Raw genomic sequence first — 12,952 nt, forward strand, 5'->3', positions numbered from 1 at the left:
GAAACCGGCACCGAAAAGAATCAAAGCGAGCAGAAGAACAAGAAGCAGGGGAACCATGATTATCAACCTCCGAAGCGTCTTCTGCCCTGGCAATCCCCGTGCATGCGTTCTTATTTAGGCGTTTCTTATCCGCCCAGGCGGGAAGCCGTACACCTTTTCCGCCGTCACCGGATTCCCCTGTGACCACCCTTCGGCACGTTTGTCTCGCCAGAAGTGGGCAGACGTTCCTGCGTAAGCGTTCTCTACCGCTTGGAAGTGATGACCGTGTCCGGTGAAGAGAAGACCCAGGCCAAGACCGAGCAGGCCAAGGGCAAGGTCAAGGAAGCCTCCGGCCGTCTCGTCGGCAACGAACGCCTCACCGCTGAAGGTCGCGCCGAACAGGCCAAGGGTGATGCGCGCCAGGCCAAGGAAAAGATCAAGGACGTTCTGAAGGACTGACCTCAGGGCGAACGTGCTGGAGGGCGGCCCCCGAAAGGGGCCGCCCTCCAGCACGTTCGCCGGGGCTGCGGATATCGGCGTGATCGCGGTTGGGACGCCGCCGCCGGCCGCGCAGGCCCTTGCCCCGGAGCGGAACGCGGACAGCATGGCCTGCGTCCTGGGCGGGACGGGCGTACGCAACCGGGTGGAGGCCGCCATCGCCGCCTACGAGGCGGGTCTGACGGGGCGCGACGGCTGACGGAGTGCGGGGGCAGGCCGACCTGCCGGTTGTCCTGGCAGTTCGTCGGCGATGAACGGCGGGTCCCGTCCGCTTTTTGGCTCGACTACGCTGGTGGAGCCGTCACACGTGAACGAAGGACGCACATGGCTCGCCCGTACAACCCCGGACCGAAGCAGTTCGTCTTCGCTGTCGGTGATGGCAACGACCAACAGGTGGCTGTGGCTGACCCTCAGGCAGCCTATGTGGCGTTCTCCGCGTTCTTCCGTGACCGAGATTCCGACACCTACACCATCAGTGATGAACCGTCGGGGCAGAGTTTGGTACTCATGCCCGGGCAAGGTGTGATCTCCCGGATCAAGGATGCGGACGACCAACCCCGGTCGGAATACCACCAGGTCGACAGGGGAAATCGCTACCTTCCGAGCGCGATGCTGTTCTTCGAGAACGGATATGCCGGCCTCGATCGCTTCGGCCAGTGGTTCTCCGACCTCGCCGACCTCGACGCGTCACCGGAGACTCGCGGTGCCGCCCGCGCCGCCACGATCACGACGGAAGCAGCGGCGATCGAAGAAGTCGCCCGGATCTGGGCTGATTCGGGCTGCGTGGACCCGAGCGACCAGTACTTCGTCTTCTTCGACTCGCATGATGTCGACGATGACCGAGCCGAACGAGCCGAACTGCTCAAGTTGATCGAGTTCCTCGGCCTCGAACGAGTCGACGCCCCGGCCGAGGCCGCCGGGGGCGAAGTCTGGGTGCGCACCGACCCACGCCTCGACGTCGAATTCGCACGGTGGTCGTGAACAGACGGTGCCGGGTGGAGCTACAGCATGGCCGTGATGCCGGCCGGGTGCCGCCCCGGGAAGGACTGAGCCCATGAGAGACATCGTTTTCACGCGCAGCAGCGGCTGGATCCCGAACGTGATCCGCGAGGACGGCGAACTCAAGCTGACGCTCGGTGCCGGGGCCGACGCCAATCACGAGCCTCGCACGTTCACGTTCTCGATCAGCGAAGCGCATCTTGAGGTGATCCGGGAGGACCTGGCCAGACACCTGCTGCTGTGGAGTGCGGTCCTTCCGCTGTGCGACGCCGCCGGAACCCGGGGCCGGCTCGACGAGAACGCCGCCGTCGCGCTCCTGGACCCGATCCTCCTTGCCGCGCCCGCGGACGTCGACGCGCTCTTCCGGCGCATCCGCTGGGACAGGAGCCGGCTCATCGCCCACGGGGCCGACATCGGTCCACTTGAGCGCGGTCAGGTGTGCGCGGCGATGCGCGCGGCGACGGAGACGTCAAACGGGAAACGAGCTCAGGAGTACCACGCGGACCGCCGTCGCGCCGAGCGCGGAGCAGTACTCGGTCCACTCGACGCCGCGATTCTGAGGTACACGGGCCAGTATCTGCACGGCTCGACGGTTCCGAGGCGGATACCCGATGCCGTCGACCCCGCGCTGCTTCCCGAGGTCATGCGGGTGATCGCCACTGCGGAGCAGGCGTGCGCCGGGATGCGGATCGGCCGCGATCCGCGACGGGGAACCCGCGCCACGGACAAGCGCGACTGGGATCGGATGAAGACGGCGGTCGAAGCGGCCGTGCGCCGTGCACATCCCGGGCTCGTCGATGACGCGGTGCGTACCGTGAGCTTCCTGATGTGCTCGGAGGCCGCGGACCGCTCCAGGAGCACACCCATGGAGGAGGACGAGGAGGCTGCCGGCGACCCCGCCGACTTCGGCGGGAATGCGAAGACGGCCCTGTCCTTCACCGACGACAAGGGCGTCGAGAAGAAGTGGGCACGGGACAGTCCCCGCACTGCCGCCGCGGAGTTCTGGGAGTTCGTCGGCGACCGCTCGGCCGCGGACAACGAAGTGTTCACCATCGAGGACGAGGAGATGGGCGAAGGGATCCAGCTCCACTTCTACGCGGACTCCGTCGCCCGGGTCACGACGCTGCGCGAGGGTGAAGGCGGGTCGGATCCGGAGTACCGGGTCGAGTACAGCCTGGTCGACGGGATCGGCGGGTACCGGAACCTGGTGAGCGCCTTCGTCCGCGGCGGCTGCGCCGCACTCGAACAGCACGGTCCCTGGATGTCGGATGTAGCCGAGTTCGAGCGCGCGCGGCGGCGGCGCGACGCCCGGTAGTCCCGGCGGGAGCCCGCGCCACTGAGCGTGGTGTCAGGCGGGACCGCCGAACGCAGGGAGTGCAGGGGTTGCGGGGGATGCCGTACGCAGGCCCGGGCCGGGCCGGGACGGCTACTGCTTCCCTGGAGGCGGGTTCCTTGCTGCATCGCGGCAACCGCCCCGGCAAGGGTTCTCATGCCCTCGATATCCGACTTCATCCGACATGGGGAAACCATTTCTCGAGGCACTCGACAGCATGGCGCACCACTGTCAGGTACCGGCCGGCTACCAGCGGTACCAGCGGCCGCTACCACCCTTGGGGACGGGCACCGAAGACGCAGAAGAAGTCTTCCTCCCGCACGACGTTGAGTCGACGGCAGGCCCTCGACGCCCTCCTGTGCGCTGATGCCCGGCGCGAGCGGCAAGGGGGGGCGGGGACGCACGCTACACACTGCGTCTCGGCGGGTTTCCCGCGAAGCAGTTGGTGCGCGTGGACGGGCCGAAGACGACGTTCCGGGCAACGGTGAACGGCAAGGGTGAGCTGGATCGGCAGGGCCTGCGCCATGGGACGTACAGCGTCAGCTACCAGGCCGGTGGATCCCAACAGGTCAAACGCGTCACGTGCACCACATCCCCGCAGAAGCCGGACGGTGGCAAGCAGGATGTGAAGGTCACCAAGGTCGAGGTGGTCATCCTGACACCGGCGGGGTCCGTCATCGACTGCGCCAAGGGGACCACGGCCGAGTTCGACGGGAAGATCACGGCCACCGGACCGGGGAAGGTCCGCTACTACTGGACGTTCGCCTCCAGCTCGACCCCGGTCTCGCCGGGTTCCGTCGACTTCACCCCCGGCACCACGAGCCACGCCCTGCTGCACGTGGTGCAGGTTCCGGGCCAGGCGAACGCCTCGACGGTGAGTACCTTCGTCATCCTTCACCTGCCGGACCAGAAGATGAGCGCGCGGAGTGGGCAGGTGACCTTCACCTGCGAGAAGTAGTGACCCGGTGAGGGGAGGGGGCAGTGTCGGCCGGGGTCGCCTGCCGGCGTCTGTCCGTTCGTCAGACCGGGGCACCGCCCGCATCTTGTGGTTTCTGCCAGTACGGACGCTCTGTCGGGGTGCGCGAGACTTCCCGCCAGAGCCGCTGGGTGGCCCGGTACGGGGGTGGCCCGCGAACAAGCGCATGACGAAGTGTGGGGGGATGACGTCACTGTGAGCACACAACAGTACGACGAGATCGGCGAGGCGTACGAGGGGTTCAAGGCCCTGCCGTTGGAGCAGTACGCGGTGGTGCCCGGCTTCCTGGCCCTGGTCGGGGACGTGCGCGGCAAGGCGGTCCTCGACCTGGCTTCCGGTACGGGCTTCTACAGCAGGGAGTTCAGGCGGCGTGGCGCCTCGGAGGTGCTCGGGATCGACATCTCCGGCGAAATGGTTTCCGTGGCGCAGCAGTTGGAGGAGAGCGACCCGCTGGGTGTGCGCTACGAGGTCGGTGACGTGGCCGACCTGCGGACCTTCGACGCGAGCTTCGACATCATCCTGGCGGTCCAACTGCTCAACTACGCGCCGGACATCGCCACCACGGAGCGGATGTGCCGCAACGCGTACCGGAGCCTGAGGCCCGGTGGTGAGTTCTTCGGCCTCAACCAGTCGCCCGACTTCCGCTTCGACGGGCCGCCGCCGGACAGGTACGGCTTCCACACCGAGCTGACCGGCAAGGAGGTCGAGACCGGCCGGCAGGTGCGTACCACGGCCCTGCTCGACCCGCCGGTCTCGTTCGTCGCCAACCTCCCGCGCCGGGACGTCTACGAGAAGTGCCTGCGGGCGGCCGGATTCAGCGAGGTGACCTGGGTCCCGGTGACGGTGTCGGACGCCGGGGTGCGCGAGTTCGGCGCGGACTTCTGGGCGGACTTCCACGCCAATCCCCCACTGGAGATGCTGCGCTGCCGCGCCTGACTCGCCGGCCGCACGTCAGCCCCGCCCCGGCCCTCGCGGTGCGCCGAACGAGCGCCCGAACGAGCGGCCGGGCCGGGGCGCGCGTTCTCGCGCGGGACCGTCGGCCGGGGTGACGGCGGCGGTGAGGTGGGGCGGTGAGGTGGGGCGTCGGTGATCGCGCCGGGGCGCCGTTCAGGCAGGCGCGTTCCAGGCGGTCGTCAGGCCGTCCAACCACGCGGGCGGCAGCTCCGCGGCGTCCCACTCCTCCCGCAGCGCCTGCGGGGCGACGACGAGCCGCTCCAGTACGGCGATGCTGGTGACGGAGTGGACGAGCGAGTAGCGGCCGTGCACCGTGATGGCGCTGCCCGGTCCGAACGCCGCGAACAGTCTCTCCAGCCGGGCCCGGTGGGCCGCGACGAATGCCGTCAGCCGCCCGGCGTACGCGGCCCGCTGGCGGGGGGTCATCGTGGAGAGTACGGCGGCGAGCACCTCGTCGGTCACCTCCGGGTCCAGCTCGGAGACCGCGGTGTGCGACAGGTACAGCGGGGTGAGCGCCACCCGCGCCCGCTCCACTTCCATGCGCCCGGGCCGTGGACGTTCCTCGGCCTGGGCCGGCAGCCCGTCGGGACCCACGACCCGGAGCAGGGTCCGCTCGGCCACGTCGCCGAGTTCCTCCAGGAGGTCCCGGGCGCCGTCGAGCCAGCCCGACTCGTACACCTCGCCCTTGTCCCCCGGCGCGCTGCGGCCGGTGCCGCTCAGCTCCTCGTGTGCGAGGGCGAGCGCGCCCGCCTCCAGGAGCCCGATCAGTTCCCGTGCGTCGCCGGAAGGGACCCCCGCCCGCGCGAGGAGCTGCAGCAGCGTCGTCCTCGCGTTGTCGACACTGACCTCGTCCGGCCACTGCCGTCCCTCGTCGGCCGTGCTCATCGGGTCCTCCTCATCGTTCGGGTGGTGCGGTGTGTCCAACGAGATCGTTCCCTTCGACGGTCCAACGTCCGACGCCCGGGCTGTGCTCCCCTGCGGTGCGACCCGCAGGGTCGACCCGCATGATCGGCACCGGATCGTCCGCCGTCACGTCCGGGCCCGCCCAGGCCGCGTGCAGGACGTCACGGGCGACGCGCTCCCGGCGCCGACCGTCACCCACCGCCTCGTGCGGCGGTTCGACCGTCCATCGGCATCTCGGTGTTCACGGCGGTCATCATGCCGCAGACCGGGGACGATCGGGGCGCCACCATCAGAGCCCCGTGCGGTTCCCGGCGGGCCCCTCCGCTCGCGCCCCGGGTCGCGCGCCGTCCGGCCGGACCACATGGGGTCCGTGCGGGAGCCGAATGGGCGAGTGTCCGGGTGCGGAAGGTGTTCTCGCGTGTGTATGTGGTGATGGGTTCCGTGTGGATCCGTACCGGCGCCATCTCGCTTGAGGAGTTCCCATGAAGCGTCTTCCCGTGATCGGCGTGCTCTGCGCCACGGCGGTCTTCGGTCTCACCGCCTGCTCCGACGACAGCAGTTCCCCCGCGGAAGAGGCCACCAAGGCCGCGACTGAGCTGTGCAGCGACCTCACCGGCCTCAAGGCCGACAACGCCAAGCTCAAAGCGCTCAACCCGTCGTCCGCGACGAAGGACCAGATCAAGGACGCCGTCCAGGCCGTCCAGGACGACTGGAACAGCGTCAAGGAGAACACCAAGCAGCTCAAGGAGGCCGAGGCCTCGGCCATCAAGAGCGCCGCCGAGAACCTGAAGAAGTCGTACGAGTCCCTGCCGGGCGACACCACGGGTCAGAACGCGATGACCCAGCTCCAGCCGCAGATCCAGCAGCTGGACGCGGCCACGACCGCCGCGACCACCCGCCTCAAGTGCTGACGACGGCCCCTCGGCGATGACCCCGACGTCCGGGCGGCCGACCCGGGACGGCCCGGTCTGCGTCCGTCGCTGACCGGGCGTCGGTCGGGCCGCCCGTTTCCGGCTCGGGGGCGAAGGAGTACGACTCGTCACCCCGGGCCGCACGTCGCCGCGCCCGCTCGCCCGCTCGCGGAGGGGTGGCCGAGTGCTGAAGCGGCAGACCGGATCGGCCGGTTGTCAGTGCCCTCTTTTACCTTGGCAGCATGGAGATCACCCAGCGGACACTCACGGAGGCCTGGCAGCGGACGGCCGCGCGGCACGCCCTGCTCGAACAGGTCGCGCTGCCGCCCGTGGCGTCCTCGAAGGACGAGCTGAAGGAGTGGGCCGCGCGCGCCGAGAGGGCGCAGGACGGCCGCCTGTGCCTGCTGCTGGACGAGGACGGCACGGTGCGCGGTCATCACGACCTCCACCAGGAGGCCTTCGCCACCCGCGACCTCGAACAGGTGATGTACCTGATCGCCGAGGCCGCGATACGTCGGCGCGGCGGCAGCCAGAAGGAAACGGCCGACGCGCTGGACCGGATCGACCCGGAGTGGGGCAGACGGTTCCGCGGTGGTGGCCTGGACGACACGGGGACGGTCGAGGCGTGCGGGCGCGATCCGCTGGAGGGGTTCGCCTGGGTGGCCGAGTCCTGGCGTGAACAGGATCCGTACACCACGCTCGCCTTCTTCCGCGCCGCTCCCGGGCGGACCGTCGACGCCGAGCGGCTGGCCCTGCTGTACGGGGCCGATCCCGCGCAGGTCGCGGCCGGTACGCGCCTGAAGGACCTACAGGCCGGGAACGGCGGCGAGTTCTACGGGGGCCGTGAGTGGGAGAGCTGCTGTTTCGGGCAGGCGGGAGGGTGGACGTTCCTGCTGCACCACGACACGCCGCCGGGGGCCTTCGCGGACAAGGAGGCGTACGCGGCGCTCGGGATCGAGGAGAGCGTGTGGCTCAGCGCCACCTCCGCGAAGGCCATCTACACCTTCGACTACATACGGAACGGTCGCCGCGTCGACGACGACCGGGGCGTGCTGGAGCTGATCTGGTACGAGCGCGGCCACGCCCCGTACCCACGGGGCGGCGAGCTGGAGTTCCTCAACCGGGCCGTGCGCCGTGCCGAGCTGGACCACCCCGAACTGACCGACACGTTCGAGTTGTACTTCCACGCCTTGGAGGAGTCCCTCGGCCTGCGTCTGCCGCGCCGGGACTTCGCCGAGGGGGAGGTGCGGGCCGCGTACTGGGCCGGGTGACAGCGGTGAGGACGGCGGCGGAGACGGTTCAGGAGGCTTCGGCGGGGGTCCAGACGAGCGGGTAGGCCTCGCGGCCGGTTCGCTCGACCCACCGGAGCCGGTCGCGCAGGACGGCGCGCCGGCGCTCGGGGACCCGCTCCGAGAGCCCGCGCAGCAGGTCGCGCATCCTGCGCAGGGCCATCGGGGATCCGGCGGCGGCGAAGAGCACGTCGTCGACGGCGGTGCGGATGTAGCGGTCCCAGTCGGGCACCGGGACGCTCACCCTCGGCCGTCCGGCGGGGTCGTCGAACGTGCCGATCTCCAGGTCCCGGTCGGCGAGCCGGGTCAGCAGGTCTTCGAGCCGGTCCAGGGCCTCCACCGCCGTGGCCGGATCGTTCACCGCCGGTGACAGGGCGCGCAGCGCGATGTCGGCGAGGAGCCGGAACGGCAGTTCGGGGTCCTGGACGAAGCTCCGCTCGACCCCCGCCGTCAGGGCCGCGCGCAGGGCCGCCGCCGTCGGGCCGTCCGCCGTGACCTCGGCGAGCACCGTACCGGCCGTCAGGGTCGCGCCCGGGGCAACCTGGAAGGCGACCTCGGAGTCGTGCTCCCGTGCCAGACCGACGAGGGTGCGCATGTCGATCCGCTGGAGCACGGCCGGCGGTCCCGTCCAGCGGACCACCGTGCGGCCCCCGCCGGTGTCCGACGGCGTCGGTACGGGGGCCCGGTCCGGGCGGGCGGGGGTTCCGTCCGGGTCGTAGGGGCGCGGGTACAGGCCGTCGTACAGGTCGTGCGCGCGGGTGGCGATGGCGGTCAGCGAGTGACCGAGTTGGATGGAGTTGAACGCCCTCATCTGGAGCGACCTCATCAGGCCGAGCGCGATCAGCGTGAGGACCATGGCGACGCAGGGGACGAAGACGGACACGCTGTCATGGCTGCCGATGGCCAGGCCCGAGGTGATGCAGAAGACGAACACGCCGACGGTGAAGGCGAAGGCCCGCCAGACGATCGGCTCGTCTCGGAACAGGCCGAGGCGCGGCGTGAACATGGTCGACGAGAACTGCACGACGAGGAACAGCATCGAGTAGATGATGCTCACCAGGCTGACGACACCGAAACCGATGGTGAACAGCACGCTGACCACCCGCCCCGCTGCCACCTGGGGTCCCAGCGTGACGAGAGGGGCGAGCAGGCCCAGCAGCAGCCCGACGACGGCGCAGAACAGTTGGGCCAGGTCGCGGCGCAGGGCGTTCGCCGGCCGCCTGTAGGGCGCGCCGCGCGGGCGGCGTGTGCGTGCGCCGGGGTGGGCGGGACCGTCAGCAGAGCCGGGCATCCGGCCTCCTCCAGGGTCGTGTCTCACGGTGGTCGATCGCGGCCCGTGCCGGTGCCGGTGCCGTGCCAGGCACTGCGCCCGGCCCACGGTGCCGGTGCCGGTGCCGGTGCCGGTGTGCGTCGTTCCCTTCGGGCGCCCGCCCCGCACCGGGGCAGCGGGCAGGACTCCGGGCGAGCCGGCGGTGGTGAACGCGTCGTATCCGGCGGCCGGGCAGCGGCGCCGTTCCGGCCGAACGGCACGAAGGGGCTTCAGCCCGGCACGATCCCACAACGACCAGGCGTCACCAAGGACCTTCCGCTCGAACCGCGGGTGGTCCGAGCGGTCCCGCGCGCCGGACCCTGCTCGAACCCCTACCGGAGGCCGCGACGGGCACGCGGCTGACGGCCGGTCAGGACCCTTACGGGCGGGCGGTACGGGGGCCTGTACGCGGGGGGCCGGTACGGGTGGCGGTACGCGGGCGGGCGGTACGGGCGGCGGTACGCGGGCGGTCGGTACGGGCAACCGGTACGCGGGCGGCCGGTACGCGGGGCCGGCACGGGCGGCGGTACGCGGGGGGCCGGTACGGGCGGCGGTACGCGGGGGGCCGGTACGGGCGGCGGTACGCGGGGCGGCGGTACGCGGGGCCGGCACGGGCGGCCGGCACTGTGACCGGGCTCGCCTGCTTCGAGGCGGGTGAGAGCGTCGACGGCGCGGAGGGCGAGGCGAGAGTCTCGACGCCTCGCCTTCGCGCCCGTCGGAGCGCCGCTCCGACGGGTTCGCCGGCCCTGGTCCGGCCTCCTGCATCCCGGCGGAGTCCGCCCGCCCTGGTCCGGCCTCCCTGCATCCCGGCGGATTCCGCCCGCCCGCTCCCTCGGTCGACCTTGCGCCTGCCGCCCCGATGCGCCGGCCGATTGCGAGGCGTCAGCACGAAGCCTGGACAGCCGTACCAGATTCAACCTTTAGAGCGACACCCGAATGGCCGAGCGGCCGTAACGTTTCTTCGTTTGCGCCCCTGAGCTGCGCGGATGGCACCGAGACGCGCGCGCCGCACATCCGTTCCCCTGCGCGGCCGCCCTCGCCATGATCTTGAAACGCCCTACAGTCATGCCACTCCCCCAAGATCACTCCTGAGAGACGTGCGTGACTTCCCCCTTGCTTTGCGCAGAAGACCAGTTCACACCCTCGGCCTCCCGGCCCGCGCCGCCCGCGGCGGTGCTGGAGGGCATCGCCGGATACGTCCCGGCAGAGGTGGTCACCAACGACGAACTCCCGTCGGCCTGGGGCATCGACGACGCCTGGGTGCGTCGCCGTACCGGGATCCGCGAACGCCGTCGCGCCGCGCCCGGGGTCTCCACCGGAGAACTCGCCCTGGAGGCGGGGAGTCGGGCGCTGGCCGTGGCGGGCGGCGCCCCCGTGGACACCGTGATCGTGGCGACCTCCACCCCGGACCGGCCGATGCCGGCCATGGCGCCGCGGCTGGCGACGCGCCTCGGCCTGGGCGGCGCGGCGGCCTGGGACGTGAGCGCCGCGTGCAGCGGGTTCCTGTACGGATTGGCCACGGCCGCGGGCGCGTTGCTGTGCGGGTGCGCGGACCGGGTGTTGTTGGTGGCGGCCGATGTGTACTCGACCCTTCTCGACCCCGAGGACCGCTCGACGGGCATCGTCTTCGGTGACGGCGCCGGGGCCGTGGTCTTGCGCCGGGGGCGGGCCGGGGAGCCCGGCAGCATCCTCGCCTTCGACCTCGGAAGCGACGGCTCGGGTGACGAGCTGATCGAGGTGCCCGGCGGGGGTGCGCGGGAGCGGTCGACGCCCGCGGGATACGGGCCCGAGGACCGGTACTTCAGGATGCGGGGCCGCGAGGTGTTCCAGCACGCGGTGACCCGGATGACCCGGTCGTCCCAGGCGGTGCTGAAGCACGCGGGCTGGGCGCCCGAGGAGGTGGACCGTTTCTGCGCCCACCAGGCCAATGCCCGGATCCTGACCGCCGTCGGGGAGCGCGTACCGGTCCCGGAACCGCGCGGGGTGTCGAACATCGACCGGGTCGGGAACACCGGCGCCGCGTCCATCCCCCTCGCCCTGGCCGACGCAGCCTCGCGCGGCGAACTCCACGCGGGGGAGAAGGTCTTGCTCACCACCTTCGGGGCCGGGCTCACCTGGGGGTCGGCGGCCTTGCTCTGGCCGCGGCTCGCCCACACGGTGCCCGGCATCGAACCGACGCCCTGACGACGCGCCCCTCCCGCCCCTCCCGCCGCGCTCGCCCACTCGAATCCACCATCCCCACCCATCCCGAAAGGTCGTATCGCCATGCCTCCCGTCCAGACCGTCGTCACCACCGTGCTCACCGAGAAGTTCGAGGTCTCCCCGGAGAGCGTCGTGCCCGACGCCACCCTCGAGAGCCTCGATCTCGACTCCCTCGCCCTCGCCGAACTGGCCCTCGCCCTCCAGGAGGAGCTCGGCGTCAAGGTGGAGGAGCACGAGGCCGCCAAGCGCACCACCGTCGGCGAGCTCGTCGCCGTGCTCCACTCCAAGCGCACCGAACGGGACGCCCTGTGACGGCTGTCCCGCACCGTGCCGTCGCCGTCACCGGACTGGGGATGATCACCCCGGCCGGGGTCGGCCGCGAGGCCACCTGGGCGGGCGTGCGGCGCGGCCTCTCGACGGCGGCCACCGACCCCGAACTCAAAGGCTGTCCGGTCGACTTCTCCTGCCGGATTCCGGAGATGAGCCCCGAGCAGGCACGGATCGGTGGCGGCAAGGCCTGGCGGATGGGCCGATTCACGCAACTCGCCGTACTGGCCGCCCGGGAGGCGGTCGCCGACGCGGGACTCGACCCCGCGTCCTGGGACAGCGGCCGCGTCGCCGTCGTGATCGGCTCCGGGCTCGCCGGGGTGGCCCACCTGGAGACGCAGACGCTGCGTCACCACCAGGGCGGCCCCGACCTGGTCTCGCCTGCCCTCGTACCGATGCTGATCTCCAACATGGCCGCCGGCGAGGTCCTGCTCGACCTCGGCGCGCGCGGTCCCTCGATGGCCACCGAGACGGCTTGTGCCTCCGGGGCCAGCGCCCTGGCCGTGGCCCGCGACCTGCTGCTGTCCGGTGCGTGCGACATCGCGGTGGCGGGTGGCACGGAGGCCGCCGTCACCCCGGTGATCACCACCGGCTTCGCCCGCATGGGGGCGCTCTCCGCGCGGGTGGCCGCGCCGGGGCTGGCGTCCCGGCCCTTCGCCGCCGACCGCGACGGCTTCGTCATCGCCGAGGGGGCGGCCGTCCTCGTACTGGAGCGGACGGCGGACGCGGCGGCCCGGGGGCGGCGCGGCTACGCGCACCTCTCCGGGGCGGGTCTCACCTCGGACGCGCACCACCCGACGGCGCCGTCCCCCGGCGGAGAACACGCCGAGGCGGCGCTGCGCGCGGCGCTCGCCCAGGCCGGGCTTTCGCCGGCGGACGTCGACCACGTCAACGCGCACGGAACGTCCACCCCGCTCAACGACCGCACGGAGGCGGAGCTCATCGCGCGCGTGCTGCCGCACGGCCCGAGCGTCACCGCGCCCAAGGGCGTGCTCGGGCACAGCCTGGGCGCCGCCGGGGCCGTGGAGGCCGCGCTCACGGCACTGACCATCCGGGACTCGCGGGTGGCCCCGATCGCCAACCTCGGGGGTTGCCCGGCCGGGTCGGGCGGGGCGGGCTTCGGGATCGACTGCGTCACCGACACGGTGCGGGAGCAGCGGATCGAGGTCGCCGTCAGCCATTCGTTCGGCTTCGGCGGGCACAACGTGGTGCTCGTCCTCACCGCTCCCTGACCGCTCCCCCACCCCGGCTCCCCGTGCACCCGCGCCCGCC

At 71.4% G+C, this 12,952-nt stretch carries 13 protein-coding genes and 1 pseudogene; 11 read left to right on the forward strand and 3 right to left on the reverse strand.

Annotation, left to right across the window (positions count from 1 at the left end; genetic code table 11):
* Nucleotides 1-93 (reverse strand): annotated as a pseudogene (locus ADK55_RS40860) (hydrophobic protein); the annotation flags it as partial.
* 165 nt (nucleotides 94-258) lie between these two features.
* Here ADK55_RS40860 and ADK55_RS03730 point away from each other — a divergent pair.
* The 6 genes from ADK55_RS03730 to ADK55_RS03755 all read left to right on the forward strand — a co-directional run bounded on the left by ADK55_RS03730 (nucleotide 259) and on the right by ADK55_RS03755 (nucleotide 4,721).
* Nucleotides 259-438 (forward strand): CsbD family protein, encoded by a 180-nt coding sequence (locus tag ADK55_RS03730; RefSeq protein ID WP_053675973.1) that lies wholly within the window; start codon nucleotides 259-261, stop codon nucleotides 436-438.
* Nucleotides 439-517: 79 nt separating this feature from the next.
* Nucleotides 518-676: a hypothetical protein gene (locus ADK55_RS39050; protein WP_199826437.1), complete on the forward strand. Its 159-nt coding sequence runs from the start codon at nucleotides 518-520 to the stop codon at nucleotides 674-676.
* A 125-nt stretch (nucleotides 677-801) separates the two neighbouring features.
* Nucleotides 802-1,458 carry a DUF6357 family protein gene (locus ADK55_RS03740; protein WP_053675977.1) on the forward strand — a complete coding sequence of 219 codons (657 nt, stop codon included), beginning with the start codon at nucleotides 802-804 and terminating at the stop codon, nucleotides 1,456-1,458.
* 73 nt (nucleotides 1,459-1,531) lie between these two features.
* On the forward strand, nucleotides 1,532-2,791 hold the full coding sequence (locus tag ADK55_RS03745) for a DUF6357 family protein (protein ID WP_053675979.1): 1,260 nt from the start codon (nucleotides 1,532-1,534) through the stop codon (nucleotides 2,789-2,791).
* A gap of 469 nt (nucleotides 2,792-3,260) precedes the next feature.
* The gene (locus ADK55_RS03750; protein ID WP_159041274.1) at nucleotides 3,261-3,767 is read left to right on the forward strand and encodes a hypothetical protein; all 507 of its coding nucleotides are present in this window, start codon (nucleotides 3,261-3,263) and stop codon (nucleotides 3,765-3,767) included.
* A 213-nt stretch (nucleotides 3,768-3,980) separates the two neighbouring features.
* Entirely contained in the window at nucleotides 3,981-4,721 is a 741-nt protein-coding gene (locus ADK55_RS03755; protein WP_053675983.1) for a class I SAM-dependent methyltransferase, read from the forward strand.
* A gap of 171 nt (nucleotides 4,722-4,892) precedes the next feature.
* Here the strand turns inward: ADK55_RS03755 and ADK55_RS03760 are convergent, their stop codons facing one another.
* Nucleotides 4,893-5,624 carry a hypothetical protein gene (locus ADK55_RS03760; protein WP_053675985.1) on the reverse strand — a complete coding sequence of 244 codons (732 nt, stop codon included), beginning with the start codon at nucleotides 5,622-5,624 and terminating at the stop codon, nucleotides 4,893-4,895.
* Nucleotides 5,625-6,124: 500 nt separating this feature from the next.
* Here ADK55_RS03760 and ADK55_RS03765 point away from each other — a divergent pair, with 500 nt between their 5' ends.
* A complete protein-coding gene (locus ADK55_RS03765) occupies nucleotides 6,125-6,553 on the forward strand; it encodes a hypothetical protein (protein ID WP_053675987.1) in 429 nt (142 codons plus the stop codon).
* Nucleotides 6,554-6,795: 242 nt separating this feature from the next.
* Nucleotides 6,796-7,824, forward strand: coding sequence for a hypothetical protein (locus ADK55_RS03770; protein ID WP_053675990.1), 1,029 nt, complete (start codon nucleotides 6,796-6,798; stop codon nucleotides 7,822-7,824).
* 28 nt (nucleotides 7,825-7,852) lie between these two features.
* Here the strand turns inward: ADK55_RS03770 and ADK55_RS03775 are convergent, their stop codons facing one another.
* A complete protein-coding gene (locus ADK55_RS03775; protein WP_053675992.1) occupies nucleotides 7,853-9,133 on the reverse strand; it encodes a DUF2254 family protein in 1,281 nt (426 codons plus the stop codon).
* Nucleotides 9,134-10,264: 1,131 nt separating this feature from the next.
* Here ADK55_RS03775 and ADK55_RS03780 point away from each other — a divergent pair.
* The 3 genes from ADK55_RS03780 (at nucleotide 10,265) to ADK55_RS03790 (ending at nucleotide 12,912) form a co-directional block, all read left to right on the forward strand.
* Nucleotides 10,265-11,335 (forward strand): beta-ketoacyl-ACP synthase 3, encoded by a 1,071-nt coding sequence (locus ADK55_RS03780; protein ID WP_053675994.1) that lies wholly within the window; start codon nucleotides 10,265-10,267, stop codon nucleotides 11,333-11,335.
* Nucleotides 11,336-11,416: 81 nt separating this feature from the next.
* Nucleotides 11,417-11,665 carry a phosphopantetheine-binding protein gene (locus tag ADK55_RS03785; protein WP_053675996.1) on the forward strand — a complete coding sequence of 83 codons (249 nt, stop codon included), beginning with the start codon at nucleotides 11,417-11,419 and terminating at the stop codon, nucleotides 11,663-11,665.
* Entirely contained in the window at nucleotides 11,662-12,912 is a 1,251-nt protein-coding gene (locus tag ADK55_RS03790) for a beta-ketoacyl-[acyl-carrier-protein] synthase family protein (RefSeq protein WP_053675998.1), read from the forward strand. The genes ADK55_RS03785 and ADK55_RS03790 overlap by 4 nt, the downstream gene beginning before the upstream one ends.
* Nucleotides 12,913-12,952: the final 40 nt, after the last annotated feature.

The sequence above is a fragment of the Streptomyces sp. WM4235 genome, from assembly GCF_001279725.1.
Classification (GTDB): domain Bacteria; phylum Actinomycetota; class Actinomycetes; order Streptomycetales; family Streptomycetaceae; genus Streptomyces.